The organism is Paroceanicella profunda, assembly GCF_005887635.2.
Lineage (GTDB): Bacteria > Pseudomonadota > Alphaproteobacteria > Rhodobacterales > Rhodobacteraceae > Paroceanicella > Paroceanicella profunda.
This window is the reverse complement of sequence record NZ_CP040818.1, coordinates 112,004-136,423: the sequence shown is the minus strand read 5'-3', so window position 1 is coordinate 136,423 and position 24,420 is coordinate 112,004. Positions and strand designations below refer to the sequence as shown.

The following is a 24,420-nucleotide window of genomic DNA, read 5'->3' as shown; positions in this document are numbered from 1 at the left end:
GCGCGATATCAGTGGCGGCCATGTCCGAGAACTTCCATCCGCATGACGCGCACCCCGCCCTCGGCGAGGTCGGGCAGCCTGGCGAACCAGTCCTTCACGTAAGGCATCGCGTTGTGGGCCTCGAAATCTTCCACGCTCGCGAAAATCTCATAGAAGATGAAATGACCCGGCGCGGCCCGATCTTCCTGCAGGACGTAGACGAGGTTCTTCGGGTCGCTCCGGACCAGCGCGACCAGCGGCAGCGTGGCCGCGCGCAGCTCGGCTTCCTTGCCCGGCCTGGCCTGCACTTCGGCGATGATCGAATAGGCACCGGCGGGAATGTCGGCATAGCGGATGCCCGTGGCCTGCTGCGCCGCGGCCGGTGCACCGGCAGCCATCAGCGTGGCGGCAAGCGAGATGAGTCTGGTTCGCATGAGTGATCTCCTTCCGGGGGGAGGGGGGCGGAGCCCATGCTCCGCCCCGCCGTCACTGAGCGCCGTCGAGTGCCTGGCGGCGCTTTTCGAGCGCGTCGGCGAAGCGCTCTTTCACCGGCCCGAGCGCCTTGACGAACTCGAGCTGCTCGCCTTCGGGGCCCTTGCAGTAGATCAGCTCCCAGCCGTCCGATGGCGCCTCTGTCACCTTGTTGGTGTTCGCGCTCTGCGGCGCGGCCCGGCGCTCCGCCTCGGTGCGGACGCGGATGGTGCGATTGGCCCGCACCTGGTCCATGCCGCGCCGCGCGGATTCCGCCTCCAGGTCCGTGATGAACCTGTTGAAGTCGACATCGTCGCGCACGTGGAAGCAGATGTGCATCATGCGCGGGAACGCCGGGCTCATGTTCGCGAGCGGCGGCGCGAAGCTGTTGGGGCCGCCCATCGGCTCGGCGGCATTGCGATATTGCAGCAGCTCGATCACCACGTTGTCGAACTGGATGAAGCGGACATCCAGGCGCTGGTCGCCGTCGCGCAGGTTGGGCACGCCGATCGCCTGCGGATCGACATGCAGCTCGTCGGCCCGGATGTCCTGATCGGCAAGCAGCGTGTTGTGCACCAGGTCGCCCTGGAAGTCGCCGTGGCGGAACACTTCGGTGCCGCCCAGCACCTCGGTGTAGAATTCATAGGCGCGTTCCATGTTCTGCACGGTCAGCCCGAAATGCTGGACGCCCTGCAGCCGGGCCCCGAGCGGCCCGCTGTTGCGCGCGGCCGCCGACAGTCCGTCCGTCCCCGGCGAGGGGGCGGACTGCGCCCGCGCCGACCCCGCAATTGCGGCGCTGACCGCCATCGCGGCGCCGGCCCTCGACAATAGTTCGCGACGGCCAACTCCTGCCGCCCTGGTCGCTTCAAGCTCACGCATGATCTTTCTCCTGTCCGTTCGAGAGATGTCGATGTCGCGGAGCCCCCGAGGCCGAGGCAGCTTGCCCCGGCCGGGAGCTGGTGTTCGGGCCTTCGTGACTGTCAGTCCATGCCGGGAAGCGGTGCGTCTGGGTTGACCAGGCCGGCCGCCCGTAACGCGCGCCAGAAGTCGGCGGGGACCTGCTCTGCCAGCGCCGCGCTGTCCTCGGCGATCCGGCTCGGCCGGCTCGCGCCCGGGATCACCGCGGCGACGGCGGGATTGGCGAGGGAGAACTGCAGGCCGGCCGCCTTCATGCTGATCCCGTGACGATCGGCGATCGCCTTGATCGCGGCGACCTTGGCGAGGATCGAATGTGTGGCGGGCGCATATTCGAAGTTGGGACCGCCCACGAGAGCGCCCGAGCTGTAGGGGCCGCCGACGACGATCCCCAGCCCACGCTCCGCGACCCCGGGCATCACGCGCTGGAGCGCGCGATCATGGTCGAGCAGCGTATAGCGGCCGGCGAGCAGGAAGGCGTCCGGACGCGGCTCATCGAGCTCCAGCAGCAGCTCGATCGGCTCGACCCGGTTCACCCCGAGGCCCCAGGCCCTGATCACGCCTTCGTCCCGCATCCGGTCGAGCGCCCGGAAGGCGCCGCGCCGTGCACTCTCAAAGACGCTCAGCCAGTCGTCACCGTAGAAATCCTGCGCGACATCGTGGACGAAGGCGATGTCGATGTGATCGGTCCTGAGCCGCTTCAGACTGTCTTCGATCGAGCGATAGGTCGCGTCCTCGCTGTAGTCGTTGGCGACCTTGTTGGGGCGGCCATGGGCGAACACATCGCCCTTCTCGCCGTTGTCGCGCGGGCTCTCCTCGACCTCGTCGAGGATGACGCGGCCCACCTTGGTGCTGATGACATAGTCCTCGCGCGGTTTGCCGGCGAGCGCCTCGCCCATGCGGATCTCGGCCAGGCCAGCACCATAGAAGGGCGCATTGTCGAAGTAGCGGATGCCGTCGTTCCAGGCGGCTTCCACGGTTGCGAGCGCCTCTTCCTCGGGAATGTCACGAAACATGTTGCCGAGCGGTGCGGCGCCGAAGCCGAGCTTGCCGGGCAGAATATCCTGCAGTGTCATCAGATGGACCTTTCATTCTGAACTGTTCTCCGGACCCGCTGTCCGGCGTCGCCAACCGGAATACTCCCGGGCCGGCTCATCCAGTAGCCGGGCGGTGCTCCCAGAACCTTGGAGTCAAATTCACAGGTGGCCGGTCCGGCGTGGAAACCGGCCATCGCCTCGCCCGGTCGGCGCCCGGGCCGGCCGGTGCCGCGGTGGCCGGAACGGACGCCGCGCCGGGTGTGAGCGCGGCACTGGTGGCACTCGTTTTCGTCATCTCATGTCTCCGTTCGGGGCCGACAGGGCCTGCATCGCGCGTGAAACTTCCGGACGTCCGGCGTCACCGCTTCCGCGGCGGGCGCGGGCGTCAGAGGTCCGAAAGCGGTCGCCAGAGGTCGATCCCGCCCTCCCTGGCGAATTCATCGATCTCGCTGAGCTCCTCGGGGCTGAAAGCCGTGTTGTTCAACGCATCGAGGGACTCGTCCAGTTGCTCGACCGTGCGCGCCCCGATCAGGGCGCTGGTCACGCGCGGATCGCGCAGCACCCAGGCAATGGCCATCTGGGCAAGCGTCTGTCCCCGCCTCCGGGCGATTGCCGCGAGGCCGCGCACATTCGCCAGATTTTCCGGAGTCAGCGCTGCCGGATTGAACGGGCCCTGCGGGTCGAGAGAGCGCCCGGACGTCGCCTGGCCGTCGAGATAGCGATCCGTGAGCAAGCCCTGCGCCAGCGCCGAGAAGCCGATGCAGCCGACGCCCAGCTCTTCGAGCGTGTCCAGCAGCCCGTCCTCGATGTGCCGATTGAGCATCGAATAATTGGGCTGATGGATCAGGAGCGGAACGCCTTCCCGCTTCAGAAGCTCATGGGCCGTGCGCGTCCGTTCGGGGCTGAAGGATGAGACCCCGACATGAAGCGCCTTGCCCTGCCGCACGATCTGCGCAAGCGCGGCCATCGTCTCCTCCATCGGATCGTCAGGCCAGGGACGGTGGGCGTAGAAGATGTCGACATGATCGACGCCGAGCCGCCCGAGGGTCTGGTCAATGGACGCAATCAGATGCTTCATGGATGCGCCCCTTCCGTAGGGCCCCGGCCACATTTCGTAGCCGGCCTTCGAGGAGACCACGAGTTCGTGCCGCAGCAGGCCCGGGAAGTCCTCCCGCAGAATTCTGCCGAAAACATCCTCTGCATGTCCCGCCGGCGGACCGTACATGTTCGCAAGGTCGAAATGCGTGACCCCGCGATCGAACGCCCGGCGCACGATCGCCCGCCCGGCATCAAAGTCGTTCCCGGCTCCGAAATTCTGCCATGTGCCCAGCGAGATCGGCGGCAGCACCAGCCCGCTGTGCCCGCAGCGACGGTAAACGGCCGTCTCGTAACGGGTCTGATCCGGAAAATGGCTCATGATCTGGTCTCCTCCTCGGGCCGGTCACTGCGCGTCCCGCACCCAGTTTCCGTGGAAACCCGGCGGCACGATGTGGGGGAAGTGGATGCTTGCCTGCGGCGCGCCTTCGAAAGTGCGTGCGTCCAGGATGACGAGGTCGGTCGTTGCCGCGGCGGCGTCGATGACGAAGCCCATCAGCCATCCCTCGTCCTCCTCCGCCTGCTCGTGCGCGGGCAGGAAGACGAACTCGCAGGGATGGCGATCCGGTCCGAACTCATGCGTCTGCCGCGTGCCCTCGACGAGATCCTGCTTGAAGAGTGCGGTGCCGAGGAAGGGGTCGGTCAGCGCCATCGTGTACGCGTAGCGATAGGGCTGACCGAGGCGACGCTCGTCCGTGCGCGGAAACTCCTGGGCCGTGGCGTCGAGCGAGACGCGCCTGACAGTCCGTGCAATCGGATTGACGATCCAGCGTTCCAGGCCGCACTGCCGCGAGTCCGGCCCGCAGGTGCGCTTCCAGAACATCCGGTCATGCACCACGAGGTCGAGCACGACCCCGCCCTCCGGGGTGTCGAACGCGTTGACGGTGTGGAACACGTAGCACGGATCGACCGGACACCAGATGATGTCCTCCGCATCGCCCTCGCGCGGCAGCAGGCCGATGCGCGCCTTGTGTCCTTCATTCCAGCGGTAGGGAAAATTGTAGCCCGCGATCGCGGCGGTCAGCGAGAAGGTGACCGGGAGGTCGAGAACGATCGCGAACCGTTGCGTGAACGCGCAGTCGTGGATCATCGGGCCATGCCTGACCGGAATCCTGACCTCGCGGCGCACCCGACCCTCCGGTGTGATCACAAGGTAGCGAATCGAGCGCCACGTCGCCGCGTCGTAGCAGACCGCGATCATCTCACCGGTGAGCGGATCGACATGCGGATGCGCGGTCAGCCCGCCGCGAAGGGTACCGTCGAGATCGGTATAGGTGCGTGTTTCGAGCGTCTCGCCGAACAGCACCGGCCTGCCGCCCGCCTCGATCAGCCCGATGGCGTGATCGCCGAACCCCATGACGTTGGTGTTGACCGTGTCGAAGAGATGGCGCGGGCCCGGAGTCCGGTCTTCCCCGAGTGCACTGGCCACCCGGTCCGACCGGATCCAGCGGTTGCGGTACCACAGCGCCTTGCCCGCCTCGATCCGGATGCCGTGGATCATGCCGTCACCGGCAAACCAATGATATTTTTCGGGATTCGGCGCCATCGGGTTGGGCCCCATGCGCAGATAGCGGCCAGTCAGGCCGGCCGGGATCGTGCCGCTGACGGGGAGGTCCTCGATGGTCAGCTCTTCGCGCATCGGCGTGTGGAGGCCCGTGAGGTAGGGATGGGCGGCCGTCGCGGAGCCGATGTCAGTGGCGGTCGGAGACATGAGACGTCCCTTTCTCCTGAAGAAATGGAAAGCCGCCTGAACATGGCCCGCCTCTCCCGGTCGCCCGGCTACGGAGAGCGGCCCGGGCGGCCCCGGTCGCCCTCAACGCGCCTCCGGCGATACGCGGGGCGTGGCGATGGCCCGGGTGGACCGACTGCCGCTCGGCGGTCATCGTTCGTCTCCTTTCAGGAGAGGTGCCCGTTCCGCCGGGGACGCCGCCTTCCACAGCCGGATGGTGGCGATGGAAGCCTGGGTGTAGCCGGGGGGCACGGTGTCTCCCCCGAACGGCGCCTTGCTGGTGATGGTGTTGGTCGTCAGGAGACCGCCGACATAGGGCGCCTGCAGCCTGCCGAGCACGAGCTGGCACCGCACGGGAAAGAGGCCCGGCTCCGGGAAATCGATCCGCAGCGCCAGGCATTCGCCACGGCCCTGGAACGCCATGGTTCCGATCCGGATCTCGGCGAAGAAATTCTGCCGGGCGGGCTCGCTGGTCGGTCCGAAACAGCCCCGCAGCGTGGCGGCGCGCCGGGCCCTGGTCTCGACGACCCTTCCGTCCTCCGGGCGCGTGCGCAGGCTCCAGAACGAGAAGAAGCGCTCGGCATCGCTTGCGAACGGAGCGAAACCGGTCCTCCCGGCGCTGCACCAGCCCGGTTCGGCCGAATGCGCTTCGCGGATACTGCGCAGGATATGGATGTCCTCGCGCGTGCCGTCGGAGGCTGCATCGCCGGCAGGCGCCGCAACGCCGGCAAGCGCCAGAGCGAGGCCGAGCATCGGTGCGGTGAGAACCCGGCTCATCGGGGCAACCAGCCGATCGCGGGTGCCTGCAGACTGTGGATGTAGAGGCGGTCAGCGGTTTCGGTCGCGCCCGTGGTCGCCGCATAGGCGCCGCTCGGATCCTGCAGGTCGGCGGTGATGCGACCGGTCTCGTCGATGGCGAAGACATGGCCATGGGGCTTGCCCAGCGGCAGCCAGGCGCGCGGCAGCCTGAGCAGCATCGCCCTGAGGAAGGGCCGTCCGGCCAGGCTGTCGGCCGCCGCGGTGCGCGGCTTGAACAGGCCGACCCAGATGCGGCCGCCCTGTCCCCGCATCAGATTGTCCGGATAGCCCGGCAGGTTGTCGAGCAGTATCCGCGCCTGCGGCGACGCAGCGGCGATGTCGATATCGCTGGCGCGCCCCTCGATCTTCCAGATCCGGTAGCGGCCCGTCTCGGCGACGAAGAGGCTGTGCCCGTCCGCCGAAACGGCGATGCCGTTGGCGAAGGAGAAGCCATGCGCAACGATGCGCACCCTGCGTGTCGCGGGGTCGTAGGCGAGGACACGGCCGGTCGCCGACTGCTCGAGGATGTCGAGGATGCTGGCCTCCAGCGTGCCGCCGTGTTCGGCCGGAGCGAACCGTTGCGACGCATCGGTGAAATAGATCGTGCCATCGGGGGCCACGACCACACCATCGGCATAGCGGACCGGATCGCCGGGACCGGCATGATCGGCCAGGACCGTTGCCTGTCCGTCCGGTGCAATGCGCAGCAGGCCCCGTATCGCGTCGGCAGCGATCATCTGCCCCTCGGCATCGAAGGCGAAGCCCAGCACCCTGCCGCCCGTGTGCGCGAAGACCTGCTGTCTGCTGCCGTCGGGCTCCATGCGCAGGAAGCTGCCGCTGGTCATCGCGGCGTAGAGCTTGCCGTCCGGCCCGAGCGCGATGTGTTCCGGGCCGTGTTCCTGCCCCAGGTCGATCAGTCGCAGGCCGGAGAGGCGCGTGTTCGGCGCATGGGCGCCGACATAGCCCGCCGACGCAGAGGCGCGCCACGCCACGGGCCGCGCCGGAATGGGCCAGAAGCAGAGATAGACGGCGGCGGCGGCGAGCACGATCCCCGCAGCTCCGCCCGCAGCCCCGATTGTGTTTCGCAGCGCGGAGCGGCTCATCGGGCATCTCCGCGGGATCGGTGGTGATGGCGGCCCGGCATCTCAGCGCTCGCCGCAGGTCTGGAGCAGGCCGAGCAGCTCACCTTCATGGACCGGCTTGCGCAGAAATCCGATGGCACCGGCCGCCACCGACTGAGCGCGCAACGCCTCGTCGTCAAAGGCGGTGATGACGATGGCAGGGACGGCGAGGCCCGAGGCAGCCAGTTGCCGCAGCAACTGCATTCCGGAGATGCCGCCCAGTTTTACATCGGTTATCAGGCAATAGAGAGCGGATATATCGGAGAAATTCAGAAAATCTTCGGCAGAAGCGAATGCAAATGCAGAATATCCCGCCGATCGAAGGAAATACCCCATCGCCTCCAGAACGGAGGAATCGTCATCTATGCAGGCGATGGCTCGAAGAGGGGGCAAATCCCTGATTCCTTTTTCAGATTTACAGTCGAAGAATATTGCGGCCTGAGCCCACTTCTCAATTCCGACCTTGGGTGCTCAGGGCGTGCCTTGGTCGTTCGCCGGGCGGCGGCGGTCGCATCGGGATGTTACGAAAGGTCGAGCCCCGCTCGGCCATGGTCGAGGTGGATATGGCACCTCGGATGCATTAGCTTCACGGGGTTCGCAGCCTGCCATGGCGCCGGGAGCCCGGGCAAAAGGGCCCGGGCAGGGCACTGCCTGCCCCCTGCACCCCCTGGCCGATGGAGCGGGACGCAGGCGGGGTTCGAATTTGGGGGACATGTCGTGCTTGGCCATCCGCCGTCATTCTCGACAGACACCGACCGTGTGGCGCCCGCGCCCGACCCGGTGGGCGAGGCGCGGACTGCGCTGAGGTTCCTCGACGATATCGACCGCCTCACGCGCCTGGCGGAGGACTGGGTCGACCGCGATCCGGCATCCGTTGCGCAGAGCATCCTGGAGACGTTGCTCCCCATGCTCGATCTCGATTTCGTCGGGCTGCGTGTCCATGGTGACACGCGCATGTTGACGCGAACCGGCGAGGCGTTCGGCAGGGAGCACAGCCCGCAAAGCATCCTCGACGCGGTGGATGCCGCGCTGCGGCCCCCGTCGGGTCACGGCCCTGCGGCCGTGACGGTGGGTCAGGACAAGCTGTTCCTCCTGTCGACGCCGCTGGGCGCGGTCTCCAGCATGGGCGTGCTCGTTGCCGGCGCGCGGCGCGCGGGCTTCCCGGAACGGCCGGAGGTGCTGAGGTTGACCGCCGCGGCAGCCCAAGCAAGCCTCGCCCTTCGCGAGATGCGCGAGATGCGCGACCGTTGCCCCACCGCCGACAGGCGCGCCGGGACACCGATGGGCGATACGTTCGCGGAAGGCGAGGGGCGGCTCGACCTCACCATCGACGCGATCCCCGCGCTGGCCTGGTCGATGACGCCGGACGGGCTGCTGGAGTTCTGCAATCAGCCCATGCTGGAGTTCGTGGGCAAGACAGTCGAGGAGATCACGGGCCCCGGCTTCCGCTCGATCTTCCATCCGGACGATGTCCCGGGCGTCCTTGCCGCCTGGCGGGAGATCGCGGGCACGAGGCGTGGCCGCGAGATCGATGTCCGGATCCGGCGCGCGGACGGGGCGTATCGGTGGTTCATGCTGCGGCAGGATCCTCTGCTCGATCCCCATGGCACTGTCGTGAAATGCCACGGGGTCGGCTCGGATATCGAGTTGCGCAAGCGTGCCGAGCGCGCGCTGAAGGAGGCCGAAGCGGCGTCAAGGGCGAGCGCGCAGAAGCTGAACCTCATCATCAATTCGCTGCCCGTTCAGGTCTGGTCGGCGCGGGCGGACGGGACGGCCGATTTCGTCAATCAAGGCTGGGTCGACTATGCCGGCTGCCCCGCGGACAAGATCCTCGATCGGGGTTTTCTGGATTTCTGTCATCCCGACGACGCTAAGGGCCTCATGGAGGCCTGGACGCGGGACATCGGGCACTCGGACCGCATCTCGTACAAGGGCCGGATCTGCGGGCAGGACGGGCAGCCCCGATGGTTCTATTTCGCCGGGCGCAAGCGGATCGACGCGCATGGCGTGGCGCGCTGGTATGGAGTCAACGTCGATATCGACGACGTCCAGCGTGCCGAGGATGCGCTGCGCGAAAGCGAACACAGGCTCCGGCAGGTGATCGACGCGATTCCGGCCATGGCCTGGTCGGCGGCGGCGGACGGCATGCTGGAATTCTGGAACCGGACCCTCAGCGACTTCGTCGGCCTGCCCTTCGACCAGATCGTGGGGACGGGGTTCTACCGCATCTTCCACCCCGACGACGTGGAGCTCTTGCGGGACGCCTGGGAGTATACCCTGGCGACGAAGCAGCCGCGGGAGGTCGACGGGCGCATTCGCCGCGCCGATGGCGAATATCGCTGGTTCACCTTTCGCCAGAATCCGCTGCTCGATGAGCAGGGCAATGTCGTGCGGTGGTATGGCATCATCATCGACATAGAGGACCGCAAGCGCGCCGAGGACGCTCTGAGGGCAAGCCAGGCCGCGCTGCAGACCCGCGAGCATGAGTTGCATCAGATCATCTCCTCGGTCCCCGGCCTGGTCTGGTCCTCCGACGAGGACGGGCGTACCGAGTACTGGAGCCCGCAATATCTGGACTATGCGGGTGTGCGCCACGAGGACGTTCTCGGGCTCGGCTATCTCGACCACATTCACCCCGAGGATCGTCAGCTCGCGATCGACTTTTCCGCTGCCACGGTGACTTCGCGCCGCGCGGGCGAAATCGAGATCCGTCTGTGCCGGGCGGACGGGCAGTTTCGCTGGTTCCTGATCCGGGCGAGCCCGTTCTATGACGACGCCGGCAACATCACCCGGTGGTTCGGCGTCAATATCGACATCGAGGAGCGCAAGCGGGCCGAGGAAGACCTGCGGCAGAGCCGGTGCGATCTCGAACATGTCTCGCGGCTCACGACCATGGGCGAACTGGCGGTGTCGATCGCGCATGAGGTCAACCAGCCGTTGATGGCCATCGTCACCAACGCCAGCACCTGTCTGCGCTGGCTCGACCCGGCACAACAGGACCTCGCCCTGGCCCGCGAGGCCGTGGGGCGCATCGTGCGCGACGGGCATCGGGCGGGCGACATCGTCGCCAGCGTCCGGGCGCTTGCGCAGAAGTCGCCTCTGAAGATGCGCCGCATGGTCCTCGAGACCGCGATCCGGGAGGTGCTCGGCCTTCTGCGCGCCGAATTCCAGCATCGGGGCATCGTGCTCGTCACCGAGTTCGCGCCGGCCCCGACGGAAGTGATCGGCGACGGTACGCAGCTCCAGCAGGTCATTCTCAATCTGATCATGAACAGTGTCGAGGCGATGTCGGGTGCCGACAGCCCTCTTCGCCGCTTGACCATCCGGACGCTTGCAAGCGAAGATTTCGCGCAGTTCAGCGTTCTGGACACCGGAGGCGGCCTCAACCCCGATAACGTCGACCGCCTGTTCGAGGCATTCTTCACCACGAAACCCGAGGGGATCGGTATGGGTCTTTCGATCTGCCGCTCGATCGTCGAAGCCCATCGCGGGCGGATCTGGGCCAGCGACAACACGCCGACAGGAAGCGTCTTCAGCGTCGCCCTGCCCCTGGCGGGGACCACGAATGCACGCCCGGACTGAACAGCCGACCGTCGTCGTGATCGACGACGATGACGGCGTGTGCGAGGCGCTGTGCGGCCTGTTCCAGTCGGTCGGGCTGCGGACGACATGCCATGGGTCCGTGCAGGAGTTTGTGAGCGCGGAGCCGCCCGCGCGTCCCTCCTGCATCGTCCTGGACATCCGGCTCCCCGGCAGGAGCGGGCTCGAGTTCCAGGAATCGCTTGCGCGCAACGGGGCCCGGCGGCCCGTCGTGCTCATCAGCGCGCATGTCGACGTGCCAATGACCGTTCGCGCCATGAAGGCCGGCGCGGTGGATGTCCTCACCAAGCCGGTGCGCGAGCAGGATTTGCTGGAGGCGGTGCACAGGGCGGTCACGCTGGATGCGGACCTGATGACGCAAGCGGAGCGGAGCGCATCGCTGTGCACCAGGTATGCCACGCTCACGGAACGCGAGCGTCAGGTCATGGCGCTGGTCGCAACCGGGCTGCTGAACAAGCAGATCGCGGCCCGGATCGATGTCACCGAGGCGACCGTCAAGCTGCATCGCGGACACGTCATGCGAAAGATGGCGGCGGGCTCCCTGCCGGAACTGGTCCGGATGTCGGACATTCTGGGCGAGGCTGGCTCACACAAGACGTGAGCTCTCCTCTCCGCCTGCCGGGACAAGGCTGGCCCCGCTTCATGCCGATCGCCCTGCAGCCGCGCACTCGCCTGCGGAAGGTCGATGCCTGGCCTGAGGCAGGATCGGGCATTCCCGCGGCACACAATGCCACGCGCTCTGACCGGCGTGATGGGCTGGACCCCCCCTGAACCAGCATGGCTGCGCGATGATGGCCATGGAGCCACGTTCACGCGCCATGGGGCAGGGCGTGGCCGCGCTGTGGCGGGGGTCGTGCCGTTCGCTGGATGTCCAACGTCCCGGGAGGGCAGGGCGCCCCGGAGCCTGCGGCGGTGCCGCGTGCGGGACCGCCTTATACGGGATTGAGACGCGGCAGGGACCGAACGGTCCGGCCCGTGCGCAGGGCGGAGGCCCGCGCCCGCGCCAGCTCCCGGGCCAGCGTGTTCCATGCCGCGTCATCCTGCACGGGCGCCGCGCGGCCGTAGCGCGCCGCGCCGAGCGCGGCCAAGGCGGCGCCGATATCGGGCGCCGCGCGCGGGTCCGGCCCGGTGGTGCGCTGTGCCCAGCGGTCCAGCGCCGGGCGCAACCGGGCGTGATCGCGGCTGGCGATGACCCGGCGCAACCGGGCATAGGCGTGGGGCTCGGAGGCGCGCCGCCGCGCCCGGGCCTCGCCGAGCCGGCGGACCAGCACCGGCCTGCCGCGGCGGAACGCGAGGACCCCGGCGGCCACCGCGCCGAGCCCCGCCAGCCCGGCCAGCGCGATTGCCCGCCAGTCGCGCGGCCCGGCGGAGGCTCCGGCGGGCGGCCCGTCGACGGTGATGGCGAACCCCTCCAGCGTGGCGGTCTCCACCGCGCCCGACGTGAGGTTGTACCAGTCGAGCGTCACCGCGGGCGCCGCGCCGCTGCCGCCGCCCTCGGCGACCAGGGTCACGCTTTCGGTCCGGCTGCCGCCGAGCTCGCCGCGGTCATCGGTCTCGGCCACGGCCGGCGCGTCCGGATAGGCGGCGAGCCCCTCCACCGCGACAGGCGCGAGCAGGTGCGGCAGGAACATCGGCGACGTTCCCGTCACCGTGGCCTTGACCGTGCGGGTCACGCTGTCACCGGGTTTCATCGCGCCCGGTGTGCCCTCCACCGTCTGTTCGAGCGTGAGCGCACTGGCCGCGATGAACGGGTCGAGCCCCTCCGCGCCTTCGGGCAGCACACCGCGGAAGCCGATCGCCTGCGTGTGCAGCGTCGCCTTCACCGGCGCGTTGGTGTCGGGATCGGCGTAGGTGACGATCACCTCCTGCGGGGGGATCGAGAACGCCCCCGGCACCATCGGCGAGATCCGGTAGGTGCGGGTGATGCCGGACCAGGTCTCGCCGCCCACCCGGGCGCTCGTCGGGTTGGTGGAGCGTTCGGGCAGGCGCACCAGCAGGTTCGGCGCCTCCAGGCCGGGCCAGACCGGCGGTTCGGGGAAGTAGGTCGGCGCCAGCACTGTCAGGCGCAGGCTCAGGGGCTGCCCGGGGATCGCCTCGGTCTCCTCGAACGTGACCTGCATCACCGGGCCGCCCTGCGCGGCGGCGTCCTGCTGCGCTGTGGCCGGAAGGGCGGGGGCGAGAAGCAGCAGGAGCGCGGCGCGCCTCACCTTGCGTCCTCCGTCCTGCCCGCGCCCGCTTCTGCGCCCGCTTCTGCGCCTGCGCCTGCGCCTGCGCCTGCGCCTGCGCCTGCGCCTGTGCTCGCTTCTGTGTCTGCGCCTGCGTCGGGGCCCGAGGCCGAGTCCTTGTCCGCGTCCGAAGGCGCCGTGCCCCCCGGCGCGGTGCCCCCGGGCGCGGGGGCGGAGGCGCGCAGCGCCTCGATGGCGAAGCGCTGCCGCAGAAAGGCGCCCGTGCCGGTGTCGACCGTGTTCATCCACTGCTCCGCGGTCAGCAGACCGGCGGCGCCGGCCTCCGGGGCGTCCGTTTCCGTCTCCGCGCCGCGGTCCGCCTCATTGTCGAGAACGATGTCGTCGGCGCCAATGCCCGTGTCCTCGCCGGTGTCGGACTGTTCGCGCGCCTCCTCGATATAGTCGACGATCCGCTGCGCGACGGCGAGGTTCGCGGCCGCGCCGGGATAGTCCGGATCGCGATCGAGCGCGGTGCGGAAGGAGCGCACGCCGTCGCGGTAGGCGCGCGACCTGAGCTGCGCCATGCCCTGGAGGAAGGCCGCGGCGGCGGTCCCGACCCGGTCGAGCACCTCGACCGCCGCCGCGTACTGGCCGTCGCGGTAGAGCGCGTAGCCGCGGCGGAGGGGATCGGAGAAGAGCTCCGCCGCCCGCCCGAAATCCCGGCGCTGAAGCGCGAGGCTGCCCTGCTGGTCCGGTGTGAGGAACCAGTCGGCGATGCCCCCGGCCCGGGCCGCCCGGGGTGCGGGCAGCGCGAGCGAAGCGGCCAGCGCCAGCACCGCGGCCCAACGCAGCGTCCAGCCCCGGCGGAACCACAGGAGCGTGAGCAGCGCCGCCGGCCAGGCCAGCCAATGGCCGCGGTCCTGCCAGGGCTGATCGGTGTTCTCCAGCATCGCCCGGCGGTAGGCGGCGTTCAGCATCCCGTCGATCCGGCGGATGTCGGCGGCGTCCGGCGTCACCGCCACCACCTGCGCCGTGCCGAGCTGGTCGAGGCCGCGGTCGCGCGCGCCCTCGGGCAGCATCGCCAGCACCGCGACCGGCCGCGCGCTGCCGTCGAGCGCGGCGACATCCGCCGGGTCGAGCCGGTCGGTGACGAAGAGGATGGCGCCCGGCGCGTCCTCCCCGGCGAGCAGCGCCTCGGCGAGGGCCAGCGCTTCGGCGGCGCGGTCGCCCTCGCGCGGCATCACCTCCGGCGTCAGGCCCGCGAGGTAGGGGGTCATGACGCCCGGGTCCTCGGTCATCGGCACGACGCGGTGGGCGCTGCCGGCATAGGCGACCAGCGCGGTGCGGGCGCCGGCGCGCAGCGCGAGCAGGTCGCGGATCTTCTGCGTGCCGCGCTCGAGCCGCGAGGGAGAGACATCGGTGCCCTCCATGGAAGGGGCGACCCGCAGCGCCACGACGACCGGCGCGGACCGGGCGACGAACGGGTCCGGCATGCGCGACCAGGTGGGGCCGGCGGCACCCAGCGACAGGCAGGCGAGCGCCAGCGCGACGCCGTCGACCGGCAGGAGCCGGCGCGCCCCCCGCGCGCCCACGGTCAGCGCGGCGCGCAGGTGCGGAGCGATCCCGTCCCTCGGCACCGCGCGGCGCGCGCGGGTGCGCCGGGCCATCCACCACAGCCAGGCGATCAGGGGCAGGAGCAGCAGCCAGAACGGCCGGAGGAAGTGGAAGGCGCCGAGCGCCAGTTCGACCGGGCTCATCCCGCGGCCCTCCGCCGGGCGCCCAGCACCAGGACGGCGAGCGCCGCCGTTCCGACCAGCGCCGCAAGCGCCAGGGGGATCCAGGCGAGGGACTGCCGCGGGCGGTAGCTGAGCGTCTCGACCTCGCGGGGGGCGAGGTCGTCGATGCGCGCGTAGACGGCACGCAGCGCCGCCTCGTCGCCGGCGAAGAAGACGGCGCCCCCGGTCCGGGCCGCGATGTCCCTGAGGGTGGCGAGGTCGACCCGGTCCTCGCCGCGGGCATCCGGGTCGCCGACGCCGATGGAGAAGATCTCGACGCTTTCGCCCCTGGCGATCTCGGCGGCGTTGACCGGGCTCATGCGGCTGGCGGTGTCCGCGCCGTCGGAGAGCACGATCAGCAGGCGCTGCTCGATCGCGCTCGCCTCGAAGGTGCGGATGGCGAGGCCGATGGCATCGCCGAGCGCCGTGTGCGGGCCGGCCATGCCGACCTCGGTGCGCGCGAGCAGGTCGACGATGGTGCCGAGATCCTCGGTCAGCGGGGCCTGAACATAGGCCCTGGTGCCGAAGACGATCAGCGCCATCCGGTCGCCCTCGCGCCCCTCCACGAAGGTGCTGACCACCTCGCGCACGCCCGCGAGACGCTGCTTGGGCGCGCCGTCCGGGGTCCGGAAGTCGCGCGCGTCCATCGAGCCGGAGATGTCGATGGCGAGCACGACATCGCGCGCCGCCCGGGTGATCTCCACCGGCGCACCGACGCGCTCGGGCTGCGCCAGCGCCAGCACGGCCAGCGCCCAGGCGGCCAGCGCCGCGATCATCTGCAGCCGGGTGCGCGACAGCACCACGGCGCCGGGACCGGGCGCGACGCCCGACACGTCGACGATGCGGCGGAAGAACGGCAGGCGCAGCGCCGGCACCCGCTCGCGGTGCGGCGGCACCAGCCGGAGCATGAGGAGCGGCAGCGGCAGGAGCAGGAGTGCCCAGGGGGCTGCGAGCGAGATCATGCCTGCGCCTCCACCCGGTGTCGCCGCACCCAGCCCGCGGCGAGGTCGCCGAGGCCCGGCACGGGCGCCTGGCCGTCGCGATAGGGTGCCCGGGCGAGCGCGGCGCCGGGGCCGTCGACGAAGCCGGTGCCGCCGGTCGCGTCGAGGAAGGCGAGCCAGTCGGGCCCCGTGAGGCTCGCAACCCGGGTGCGCGGCCAGGCCGCGAGCGCGGTGCGGCGCAGGATCCCGGCGATCCTCGCGGGGTCGTCGCCGGCCGCGGCCAGCTCGGCCAGCGCCGCCCGGCGGTAGGCGTTCGCGCGCCGGTGCCGCCATGTTCGCCATGCGAGCCAGGCCAGCGCCAGCAGCACCAGCGCCAGCAGCGCGCCCCAGCCCCAGGTCTGCGGCGTCATCGCGACCGGCGGCGGCGCGGGCGGCTCCGCGAGCATGTCGAGCAGGTCGATCAGCGTCGTCGGCGCGTCCTCCCCGTTCATCGCGCGCCGAGCCCCATCAGGCGGCGCATCTGCGGCAGCGTCTCCTCGGCGGCCGAGAGCGGCAGCACCGGGACGCCGAGCCGCCGCTGCCAGTCGAGCACCGCCGCGAGCCGGCCGGTGGCCATGTCGCGCAGGCCCCGGTGCGCCGCGCGGTCGCCCGTGTCGATCTCCGCCTGCAATTCGCCGTCGGAGACGACGAGGCGCAGCCCCTCGGGAAGGGTCTCCCCGAACGGATCGCTGACGAGGCCGAGCACGAGATCGTTACCGCGCGCGAGGCCCGCGACCAGCCGCTCGGTCTCCGCGTCGATCACGTCGAAGTCGCTGAGGACGATCACCAGATGATTGCGCGGCGCGATCCGCGCCACCGCGCGCAGCACCTGCCTGAGCGGCATCGGGTCCGTCGCGGGCGCGTCGGCACGCAGGCACCCGTTCGCGTCGGCGAGCGCCATGAGAAACCGCTCGAGCGCCATCCGGCTGCGCTGCGGCCGGATCTCGGCGATCTGCGTGTCGCCGAAGACGATGCCGCCCAGCCGGTCGCCCTGATCGAGGATGCGGAAGGCGGCGAGGGCCGCGGCCTCCGCCGCGGTCACCGCCTTCATGTTCAGCCGCGATCCGAAGAACATAGACATGCGCTGATCGACGACGATCAGCGACGGCCGGTCGCGCTCCTCGGTCATCACCCGCACATGGGGCGTGCCGGTGCGCGCCGTCACCTTCCAGTCGATCGCGCGCACGTCGTCCCCGGGGAGGTAGCCGCGCAGCTCCTCGAAGTTGAGCCCGCGCCCGCGCAGCCGCGAGGCGTGCCGCCCGTTCAGCACCGAGCGCGCCGGCTGGCGCGGCAGGAAGCTCAGGGACCGTGCCCGCCCCTCGAGCGCACGCAGATGGCCGAGCGTGACATGCACCCGCGGGTCCGCGCCGCCCGCCGGTGTCGCCGGCGGCAGGGTGCCGGTGCGTGTCATCGCGGCCGTGTCGCGCATCCTCCCCTCCCTCAGGGCAGAGCCACCTGCCGGATCATCTCCGCGATGACCCGGTCAGGGGCGATGCCCTCGCCCTGGGCCTCGTAGGTGAGCTTCAGGCGGTGGCGGAACACCTCCGGCGCGATGGCGCGGATGTCCTCGGGGTCCAGGTAGTCGCGCCCCGCCAGCCAGGCATGGGTGCGCCCGCATCTGTCGAGCGCCAGCGAGGCGCGCGGGCTGGCGCCGATTTCGATCCAGCGCTTCAGGTCGTCGCCGAAGCCCGCGGGCGCGCGGGTGGCGTTGACCAGGTCCGCCATGTAGCGCTCCATCGCCCCGGCGACGTGGATGGCGCCGATCTCGCGGCGCGCCGCGAAGACGGCCTCCTGCGGGATCGGCGGCCGCGGCGCGGGCCTCGCGCCGTCATCCCGGGCCGCCTGCGTCGCCACCGCCGCGATCTCCTCGGCGCGGACGAGCCGGATCACCTCCACCTCGTCCCCGACCGGCGGATAGGTGATGAGCACATGCATCAGGAACCGGTCCATCTGCGCCTCGGGCAGGGGGTAGGTGCCCTCCTGCTCGATGGGGTTCTGCGTCGCCATCACCATGAAGAGCGGCTCCATCCGGTGGGTGGTGCCCGCCACCGTCACCTGCCGCTCCTCCATCGCCTCCAGCAGCGCGGCCTGCACCTTGGCCGGGGCGCGGTTGATCTCGTCGGCGAGCACGATGTTGGCGAAGATCGGACCGGGCTCGAAGCGGAAGTCGCCGCCGCCGTCCTTCTGGTAATAGACTTCCGTGCCGGTCACATCCGAGGGCAGCAGGTCCGGCGTGAACTGGATGCGGCTGAAGGCGCATTCCATGTTCTTCGCCAGCGCCTTGATCGCCCGGGTCTTGGCGAGGCCGGGCAGCCCCTCGACGAGCAGGTTGCCGTTGGCCAGCAGCCCGATCAGCAGGCGGTCGATCACGTCGCGCTGGCCGATGATTGCCTCGCCCATGCGCGCGCGCAGGGCCTCGATCCGGCCCCGTGCGCCCTCACCGGCCGCGATGGCCTCCGCTTCTGCCTGGCTCACGGCGTCTCTCCCTGTTCCGCCCCGGCCGCGCGCGCCCGGGCTGTGCCGGGCCGCGCGCGACAGGTGTCATCACGCCGGGGAACCCTCGGATCCGGGGCCCCGGGCGCCTGCGCGGGCGCGATCCGCTTTCGTGCGTTCCGCGCGCGCGGTCTGGTGGGGACCGGTCGCGCCGGCCAGGGCGCCGCTCCGATCGGGGCGGTGCCGGTCATGTCCTCCCGGGCTTCCATCCGCGCATCCCGGCGTGCACGCAGCGCGGGGCCGCAGACGGAGACCGTCCCGCTCCTGCGCCGCGGATGCGGAGCGGGGCCCGATCGCTCCGCGGGTGGAGCGTACCGCACCCTCGCGCGCCGCTGCGGACAGGATGCGCCCGGCTGCGCGGATCGGGCAGGAGCGGCGCTTGCGGACATGGCCCCTTGCGGGGCGCGCCCGACAGGCTCCGGCCGGCGAAGGCCACGGGCTGCCCGGGCCCCGCGCGCGCCTCCGCGCAACGCGCACGGGAGAGGATGACGATCTCCGTCCGTCACTCCTCGCCCGGCCAGACCCGGCCCCAGTCCCTGGCCATGTCGACGACCAGCCAGCCCCGTTCGTCGGCCTCGTCGAGGCCGCGGTCGAGAACCCCGATGCCGCCCTCGCGGTCATAGGCGAACTCGCGTCCGGCGTCGGTGTGGTGCACGATCAGGCCGAAACGGGGGCCGTCGCCGGCGGTGGTCCATTCCAGCATCTGGAAGTCGCCGTCCGAGTTGCCGGCGGCGAAGATCGGGCGCCGGCCGATATGGCGCATGATGCCGACGGGCTTGCCCTCCTTGTCGTCGATGAAGCTGATGCCGCCGTCCTTGGTGAGGGTCGGAGTGCCGTCTCCGGACAGGGCGTAGCTGGTGTTGCCCTGGCTGCCCACCACCTGCCACGGCGGAATGCCATAGGCATCCTCGGCGATGGCGCGGATGAAATCGATACCGCCGCCCGAAACGATCCAGGTGGTGAACTCCTCCTCGCGCAGGTAGCTCAGCAGCTCCAGCATCGGCTGGTAGATCATGCCGGCATAGGTCCGGCCGGTGGTCGGATGCGTCGCCGTCGTCAGCCAGGCATGCGCATTCGCCCCGAACGCCTCGGCGGTGATGGCGGCATGGCTCACGTTGATGATCTCGAGAAGGCCCTCGGTGCCCCTGGCCATGATGCCCTGCATGTCGCCGGCAGCGGCCGCCTTCAGCACGTCGGAAGTGAGGATCGACGCGTCGGCCCCTGCCTTCTGCTTCAGGACGTCGATGGCATAGAGCAGCTGGAAATACGCCGGCTGCTCGGCCCAGAGGGTGCCGTCGTTGTCGAAGACGGCGATCCGGTTCGCCTCGGGCACGTAGGTGTCTGCGTCAGGGTCGGTCACGCTGTCGACAAAGGCGATGATCGCGGCCTTGGCCCCGGTGTCGTTCCAGGAGGGCAGGGGGTCCGCCGACGCGATGACCGGAACGAGAAGGAATGCTGCGGCGAGGGAAATACGCACGGCGGCCTCGGATATCTGGATATCGGGGTGCCCCGTGGGGAAGCGTTCCCCACGGGGCCGTTCAGCTCAGCCCGTCACTGCGACATGCCCCCGAGCTGGCTCTCGAGCTGCTCCTGGATCTGGTCGACCGAGAAGCTCGCCGCCCGCTGCGAGGGGGGATAGTCCTCGAAGGTCGCGAAGAACTTCGCCACCTCCGCCTGCGCCGGAACCAGCAGGAAGGCGTGGTCGAGCACCCAGTCCCAGTAGGTGTTGGACGTGACGTCCGCCCGCTCGTAGGGGTCGGATCTCAGGTCGAAGATCTTCGGCACTCTGAGCTTGGTGAAGGGCTCGGCCCAGACCTGCAGTGTGCCCGTCGAGCGCTGCTCCAGGAAGGCGAACTTCCAGTTCTCGTAGCGCAGGCCGACAATCTGGCCGTCGTCGTTGAAGTAGAAGAACTCCTTGCGCGCGCTCGTGTCGCTGGCGCCGGTCAGGTACGGCAGCTGGTTGTAGCCGTCGAGGTGGACCTTGTAGTCCTTGCCGTCGATGGTGGTGCCGTCGAGCAGACGGTCCGCGATGTCCTCGTCACCGGCGGCGGCGAGCAGGGTGGGGAACCAGTCGAGCCCCGAGAACATGCCCGTCTTGACGGTGCCGGGCTCGATGTGTCCGGGCCAGCGGATCAGCGCGGGCACGCGGAAGGCGCCTTCCCAGTTGGTGTTCTTCTCGCTGCGGAACGGCGTGGTGCCGGCGTCGGGCCAGGAGTTCTGGTGCGGGCCGTTGTCGGTGGAATACATCACGATGGTGTTGTCGGCGATGCCCATCTCGTCGACGGCATCGAGGATCTGGCCGACGATCGCGTCATGCTCGATCATGCCGTCGGCATATTCGGTCAGCGCGGTCAGGCCGGGCGCGGAGCGGTTCTCCTCCTTCACATGGGTGCGGAAGTGCATCCGGGTGGTGTTCATCCAGACGAAGAACGGCGTGCCCTGGTCCACCTGGCGCCGCATGAAGTCGATGGCCGCAGCCGAGGTTTCCTCGTCCACGGTCTCCATGCGCTTCTTGGTCAGCGGGCCGGTGTCCTCGATCTGGCCGTCGGCGGAGGCGCGGATCACGCCCCGGGGGCCGAACTGCTCGCGGAAGGCCGGGTCCAGCGGGTAGTTGCGGTTCTCCGGCTCCTCCTCGGCGTTCAGGTGGTAGAGGTTGCCGAAGAATTCGTCGAAGCCGTGGTTGGTGGGCAGGAACTCGTCCTTGTCGCCGAGGTGGTTCTTGCCGAACTGGCCCGTGGCGTATCCGAGCTCCTTGAGCGCCGACGCGATGGTCACGTCATCGTCGCGCAGGCCGAGATCGGCGCCGGGCAGGCCGACCTTGGAAAGGCCGGTGCGCAGCGTCGACTGTCCGGTGATGAAGGTCGACCGCCCCGCCGTGCAGCTCTGCTCGGCGTAGTAATCGGTGAACTTGGTGCCTTCCGCCGCGATACGGTCGATGTTGGGCGTCTCGTAGCCCATGAGGCCGAAGCTGTAGGCGGAGACATTGGTCTGGCCGATGTCGTCACCCCAGATGACCAGGATGTTCGGCCGGGCGCCCGCCTCTGGGGGGGCCGGGGCGTCCTGGCCCCAGGCCGCTCCGGCGAACAGCAGTGAAGCTGTCACGACCGCGATGCGGCTGCGCTCTAGATGTACACTTCTCATGCGTGTCTTCTCCTTCGCTTACGAAATAAGCGTAGCCAATTATTAACAAAATTCGAGAATCGCGGCGAGCAACACAGGTCATGGCGTCCTGGCCTCGCGGACGGCGATTCTATTGAATCCTCCCCATCGCTCACGAGGCAAGAATAGCTTAGTATTTAGTAAATGCAATAAAAGTGGACAGAAATGAAGGTTTCATGCCGGTAGTCTCCATGACGTCGCTTCGATGTTGCATGGTTCTTTTGCTTGCATCACTCCTCGCGTAGCAGAAGCAAGTCTGTCGTGTCGAACTTGTCACTGTCGCGCAAAATAAATCAGGCCGAGTACGAAATTCTGCACCGGCGGGTCCGGACACGCCCGATGGTCAACCGGTTCTGCGCAGGATCGCTTTCGATATTTCCCGGTTCCCGGAAGCCGCGCACGAATCTCCCCCCGGGCCCGATCGCCCCGACCGCAGACACGCTCTTCGCCGCGGTTCCCGGTCTGTGGGAGGCGCGGGCCATGCGCCCCGACGGCCGTCCGTCCGGCACGCCCCGGACGAGAGCGCAGGGCAGCGCACCGTTGCCGTCCACATGCCCGGTGCGCCGGTCGTCGCCGCATCCCTGCGCGATCATCGGCGTTCTGCACCGACGGCTTTCCGGCGTCGGAGCGGCCGGGCTCTCTCCCGGGCGGCCGGCGGTCTGCGCGAGGAACATGCGCCCGGCTTCCCGCGCGCCGGCCCGGTCAGGCCGCGCGCGATGCGTGTCCGGCAGGCGGGCGGCCCCAGGCGGGGATTGCTCACGGTTCGGGGTCGGGTGTCTTCCTGCGCGGTGGCGTCCGGGCCGGATCGGCCCTGGGCACCTGCTTCGCCGGGTTCTGGCTGTCGAATTCCTCCGGCCTGTGGCCGGAGCCGTCATGCCGGCCCTGCGCGTTGCGGCGCTCGGGCACGGGGGTCTTGTCGGGGGTGCGTCGGGTCATCGGGGCCTCCCTGGGGTGAACGGGGGGGCGGCGGGCAAGGAGAGGGCCCGCCGCCGGGGGGTCAGGACACGCGGTCCCAGAAGCGCAGCGCGCCGCAGGTCTTCAGGAAGGCCTTCGCGTCGGCGGGGCTGGCGAGGGTGGGCATGCCGGCATCGCGCCCGGTCACGCCGGCGGCGTCGAACAGCGCGCCCGCCTCCTCCGACAGCCCGATGAATTTCGCATGGGCGAAGGCATCGGCGGCGAAGGTCTTCGCGGCATGCAGGCTGGCGAGCATCTCCGCGCCCTCCGCCGACACGATGACCGCCACGGCGTCGTAGAGCGCCGAGGGGCCGCCATCGATCTTCTGCTGCGCGGGCAGGGCGGTGCCATCGGAGAGGGTGACGCCGCCCACCCGGGGGGCGACCACCTCCAGCATGCCGCCGGCGGCGCTCACCGCGCTGGCCAGCGCGTCGACCAGCGCGGCGTCGGCCCCGTCGGTCACCAGCAGGCCCAGCTTGCGGCCCTCGAAGCGCTCGGGGCCGTTCCGGAGGATCGAGAGCTTGTCGGACAGCGGCAGGTCGACAGGCGCCTTCGCGGGTTTCGCGGCCTTCGGCATGTCGAGCCCCAGCCCGTCGGCCACGCGCTGCGCCAGGTCCGCATCGATGTTGGGCAGGTGCGAGACCACCCGGGCGCGGATCTCCTCCACCTCCACCTTGGACAGCTCGAACACCAGCGCGGAGGCGATATGCGCCTGCTCCACCGCCGTCTGGCTGCGGTAGAACTGCCGGGCCTGGCTGTAGTGATCGGCGAAGGCCTCGGGGCGGATGCGGCGCTTCTCGCCCTCCATCGGCTCGGCGAGCGAATGGAAACCCTGTTTCGGCGCCGCGCGCGGGCCGCCCTGCGCCCAGGAATTGGGCTCGTAATTCGCCCGCCCGGCGGGGCCGTGCATGGCCATGTGCCCGTCCTGCTGGAAGTGGTGGAACGGGCATTTCGGCGCGTTGATCGGGATATGGGTGAAGTTCGGCCCGCCCAGGCGCTTGGTCTGGGTGTCGAGGTAGGAGAAGTTCCGGCCCTGCAGCAGCGGGTCGTTGGTGAAGTCCACGCCGGGCACGATGTTCTGGGTGCAGAAGGCCACCTGCTCGGTTTCGGCGAAGAAATTGTCCACCACGCGGTCCAGCACCAGCCGGCCGATGATGCGCACCGGGCACTGCTCCTCGGGGATGAGCTTGGTGGCGTCCAGCACGTCGTATTCCAGGCTGTCGGCGAAGGCGTCGTCGAACACCTGCACGCCCAGTTCCCATTCCGGGAAGGCGCCGGACCGGATGGCCGTCCAGAGGTCGCGGCGGTGGAAATCCGGGTCCGCGCCCATGATCGTCACCGCCTCGTCCCATGTGACGGACTGCAGGCCCAGCTTCGGCTTCCAGTGGAACTTCACGAAGCTGCCCTCGCCCTTCGCGTTCACGAAGCGGAAGGTGTGCACCCCGAACCCCTCCATGAAGCGGAAGGAGCGGGGGATGGCGCGGTCCGACATGGTCCACATCACCATGTGCATCGCCTCGGGCATCAGCGAGACGAAGTCCCAGAAATTGTCATGCGCGGTCTGGGCCTGGGGGAAGCCGCGGTCCGGCGCGGCCTTCGCGGCGTGGATCAGGTCGGGGAATTTCATCGCGTCCTGGATGAAGAACACCGGGATGTTGTTGCCCACGATGTCCCAGTTTCCGTCCTGGGTGTAGAGCTTGACGGCGAAGCCGCGCACGTCGCGCGCGAGATCGGCGGAGCCCTTGTTGCCGGCCACCGTGGAGAAGCGCACGAAGGCGGGCACGCGGGTGCCCTTCTTCTGGAACAGGCTGGCGGAGGTGAGCTCGGGGATCGCCTCCGTCACCTCCAGGAAGCCGTGCGCGCCATAGCCGCGCGCGTGGACCACGCGTTCGGGGATGCGCTCATGGTCGAAGTGGAAGATCTTCTCGCGGAAGTGGAAATCCTCCATCAGCGTCGGGCCGCGCGGGCCGGCGGTGAGGCTGTTCTGGTCATCCGCGACGGGGGCGCCCTGGGCGGTGGTCAGGCGCGGGGTGTCGCCCGAAGGGGTCTGGTGCAGTTCGCCGCCGGTGCCGCGTGTCACCAGGTGGTCGGTGATCTCGTTGGATTTCTGGGTGTCGGCCGTGGGTCGGAACAGGGGGGTGTCGGTCAT

Annotated in this window: 20 protein-coding genes; 2 read left to right on the top strand and 18 right to left on the bottom strand. The window is 69.7% G+C overall.

Features of this window, described 5'->3' with window-relative positions:
- Nucleotides 1-8 precede the first annotated feature (8 nt).
- From FDP22_RS00575 to FDP22_RS00540, 8 genes are all read right to left on the bottom strand, one after another.
- A complete protein-coding gene (locus FDP22_RS00575; RefSeq protein ID WP_138577291.1) occupies nucleotides 9-413 on the bottom strand; it encodes a putative quinol monooxygenase in 405 nt (134 codons plus the stop codon).
- A gap of 52 nt (nucleotides 414-465) precedes the next feature.
- Complete coding sequence (locus FDP22_RS00570; protein WP_138577293.1) at nucleotides 466-1,329, bottom strand: VOC family protein; 864 nt, start codon at nucleotides 1,327-1,329, stop codon at nucleotides 466-468.
- A 101-nt stretch (nucleotides 1,330-1,430) separates the two neighbouring features.
- Complete coding sequence (locus FDP22_RS00565; RefSeq protein ID WP_138577295.1) at nucleotides 1,431-2,441, bottom strand: aldo/keto reductase; 1,011 nt, start codon at nucleotides 2,439-2,441, stop codon at nucleotides 1,431-1,433.
- 346 nt (nucleotides 2,442-2,787) lie between these two features.
- A complete protein-coding gene (locus FDP22_RS00560) occupies nucleotides 2,788-3,819 on the bottom strand; it encodes an aldo/keto reductase (protein ID WP_138577297.1) in 1,032 nt (343 codons plus the stop codon).
- 24 nt (nucleotides 3,820-3,843) lie between these two features.
- Nucleotides 3,844-5,208 carry an 8'-apo-carotenoid 13,14-cleaving dioxygenase gene (locus FDP22_RS00555; protein ID WP_138577299.1) on the bottom strand — a complete coding sequence of 455 codons (1,365 nt, stop codon included), beginning with the start codon at nucleotides 5,206-5,208 and terminating at the stop codon, nucleotides 3,844-3,846.
- 168 nt (nucleotides 5,209-5,376) lie between these two features.
- Nucleotides 5,377-6,003 carry a hypothetical protein gene (locus FDP22_RS00550; RefSeq protein WP_138577301.1) on the bottom strand — a complete coding sequence of 209 codons (627 nt, stop codon included), beginning with the start codon at nucleotides 6,001-6,003 and terminating at the stop codon, nucleotides 5,377-5,379.
- A complete protein-coding gene (locus FDP22_RS00545; protein WP_138577303.1) occupies nucleotides 6,000-7,127 on the bottom strand; it encodes an SMP-30/gluconolactonase/LRE family protein in 1,128 nt (375 codons plus the stop codon). The genes FDP22_RS00550 and FDP22_RS00545 overlap by 4 nt, the downstream gene beginning before the upstream one ends.
- Before the next feature lie 42 nt (nucleotides 7,128-7,169).
- Entirely contained in the window at nucleotides 7,170-7,538 is a 369-nt protein-coding gene (locus FDP22_RS00540; protein ID WP_143972231.1) for a response regulator, read from the bottom strand.
- A gap of 324 nt (nucleotides 7,539-7,862) precedes the next feature.
- On the opposite strand from FDP22_RS00540, the gene FDP22_RS00535 reads away from it, so the two are divergent.
- Complete coding sequence (locus FDP22_RS00535) at nucleotides 7,863-10,727, top strand: PAS domain-containing sensor histidine kinase (RefSeq protein WP_205910818.1); 2,865 nt, start codon at nucleotides 7,863-7,865, stop codon at nucleotides 10,725-10,727.
- Nucleotides 10,711-11,346, top strand: a complete 636-nt coding sequence (locus tag FDP22_RS00530; protein WP_138577307.1) for a response regulator transcription factor — start codon at nucleotides 10,711-10,713, stop codon at nucleotides 11,344-11,346. Before FDP22_RS00535 ends, FDP22_RS00530 begins: the two co-directional genes overlap by 17 nt.
- A 331-nt stretch (nucleotides 11,347-11,677) precedes the next feature.
- Here FDP22_RS00530 and FDP22_RS00525 read toward each other — a convergent pair whose 3' ends face one another.
- From FDP22_RS00525 to FDP22_RS00480, 10 genes are all read right to left on the bottom strand, one after another.
- Nucleotides 11,678-12,952 (bottom strand): BatD family protein, encoded by a 1,275-nt coding sequence (locus tag FDP22_RS00525; RefSeq protein WP_138577309.1) that lies wholly within the window; start codon nucleotides 12,950-12,952, stop codon nucleotides 11,678-11,680.
- On the bottom strand, nucleotides 12,949-14,667 hold the full coding sequence (locus tag FDP22_RS00520; protein ID WP_138577311.1) for a VWA domain-containing protein: 1,719 nt from the start codon (nucleotides 14,665-14,667) through the stop codon (nucleotides 12,949-12,951). Before FDP22_RS00520 ends, FDP22_RS00525 begins: the two co-directional genes overlap by 4 nt.
- Nucleotides 14,664-15,647 (bottom strand): VWA domain-containing protein, encoded by a 984-nt coding sequence (locus tag FDP22_RS00515; RefSeq protein WP_138577313.1) that lies wholly within the window; start codon nucleotides 15,645-15,647, stop codon nucleotides 14,664-14,666. Before FDP22_RS00515 ends, FDP22_RS00520 begins: the two co-directional genes overlap by 4 nt.
- Nucleotides 15,644-16,117 (bottom strand): DUF4381 domain-containing protein, encoded by a 474-nt coding sequence (locus FDP22_RS00510; RefSeq protein WP_138577315.1) that lies wholly within the window; start codon nucleotides 16,115-16,117, stop codon nucleotides 15,644-15,646. The genes FDP22_RS00515 and FDP22_RS00510 overlap by 4 nt, the downstream gene beginning before the upstream one ends.
- Nucleotides 16,114-17,094 carry a DUF58 domain-containing protein gene (locus tag FDP22_RS00505; protein WP_138577317.1) on the bottom strand — a complete coding sequence of 327 codons (981 nt, stop codon included), beginning with the start codon at nucleotides 17,092-17,094 and terminating at the stop codon, nucleotides 16,114-16,116. Before FDP22_RS00505 ends, FDP22_RS00510 begins: the two co-directional genes overlap by 4 nt.
- Nucleotides 17,095-17,105: 11 nt before the next feature.
- Nucleotides 17,106-18,065, bottom strand: coding sequence for an AAA family ATPase (locus FDP22_RS00500; protein WP_138577369.1), 960 nt, complete (start codon nucleotides 18,063-18,065; stop codon nucleotides 17,106-17,108).
- 595 nt (nucleotides 18,066-18,660) lie between these two features.
- Nucleotides 18,661-19,635 (bottom strand): HAD family hydrolase, encoded by a 975-nt coding sequence (locus tag FDP22_RS00495; RefSeq protein ID WP_138577319.1) that lies wholly within the window; start codon nucleotides 19,633-19,635, stop codon nucleotides 18,661-18,663.
- 74 nt (nucleotides 19,636-19,709) lie between these two features.
- Nucleotides 19,710-21,299 carry an arylsulfatase gene (locus FDP22_RS00490; RefSeq protein ID WP_138577321.1) on the bottom strand — a complete coding sequence of 530 codons (1,590 nt, stop codon included), beginning with the start codon at nucleotides 21,297-21,299 and terminating at the stop codon, nucleotides 19,710-19,712.
- 774 nt (nucleotides 21,300-22,073) lie between these two features.
- Entirely contained in the window at nucleotides 22,074-22,253 is a 180-nt protein-coding gene (locus tag FDP22_RS00485) for a hypothetical protein (RefSeq protein ID WP_138577323.1), read from the bottom strand.
- Between the two features lie 61 nt (nucleotides 22,254-22,314).
- Nucleotides 22,315-24,420 (bottom strand): catalase, encoded by a 2,106-nt coding sequence (locus FDP22_RS00480; protein ID WP_138577325.1) that lies wholly within the window; start codon nucleotides 24,418-24,420, stop codon nucleotides 22,315-22,317.

Coding starts and splice junctions, on each gene's coding strand:
- FDP22_RS00490 (WP_138577321.1), bottom strand. CDS start 21,299: ATGAGAAGTGTACATCTAGAGCGCAGCCGCATCGCGGTCGTGACAGCT.
- FDP22_RS00480 (WP_138577325.1), bottom strand. CDS start 24,420: ATGACCGACACCCCCCTGTTCCGACCCACGGCCGACACCCAGAAATCC.
- FDP22_RS00520 (WP_138577311.1), bottom strand. CDS start 14,667: ATGAGCCCGGTCGAACTGGCGCTCGGCGCCTTCCACTTCCTCCGGCCG.
- FDP22_RS00545 (WP_138577303.1), bottom strand. CDS start 7,127: ATGAGCCGCTCCGCGCTGCGAAACACAATCGGGGCTGCGGGCGGAGCT.
- FDP22_RS00555 (WP_138577299.1), bottom strand. CDS start 5,208: ATGTCTCCGACCGCCACTGACATCGGCTCCGCGACGGCCGCCCATCCC.
- FDP22_RS00575 (WP_138577291.1), bottom strand. CDS start 413: ATGCGAACCAGACTCATCTCGCTTGCCGCCACGCTGATGGCTGCCGGT.
- FDP22_RS00565 (WP_138577295.1), bottom strand. CDS start 2,441: ATGACACTGCAGGATATTCTGCCCGGCAAGCTCGGCTTCGGCGCCGCA.
- FDP22_RS00500 (WP_138577369.1), bottom strand. CDS start 18,065: ATGGGCGAGGCAATCATCGGCCAGCGCGACGTGATCGACCGCCTGCTG.
- FDP22_RS00560 (WP_138577297.1), bottom strand. CDS start 3,819: ATGAGCCATTTTCCGGATCAGACCCGTTACGAGACGGCCGTTTACCGT.
- FDP22_RS00550 (WP_138577301.1), bottom strand. CDS start 6,003: ATGAGCCGGGTTCTCACCGCACCGATGCTCGGCCTCGCTCTGGCGCTT.
- FDP22_RS00515 (WP_138577313.1), bottom strand. CDS start 15,647: ATGATCTCGCTCGCAGCCCCCTGGGCACTCCTGCTCCTGCCGCTGCCG.
- FDP22_RS00505 (WP_138577317.1), bottom strand. CDS start 17,094: ATGCGCGACACGGCCGCGATGACACGCACCGGCACCCTGCCGCCGGCG.
- FDP22_RS00530 (WP_138577307.1), top strand. CDS start 10,711: ATGCACGCCCGGACTGAACAGCCGACCGTCGTCGTGATCGACGACGAT.
- FDP22_RS00510 (WP_138577315.1), bottom strand. CDS start 16,117: ATGAACGGGGAGGACGCGCCGACGACGCTGATCGACCTGCTCGACATG.
- FDP22_RS00485 (WP_138577323.1), bottom strand. CDS start 22,253: ATGACCCGACGCACCCCCGACAAGACCCCCGTGCCCGAGCGCCGCAAC.
- FDP22_RS00570 (WP_138577293.1), bottom strand. CDS start 1,329: ATGCGTGAGCTTGAAGCGACCAGGGCGGCAGGAGTTGGCCGTCGCGAA.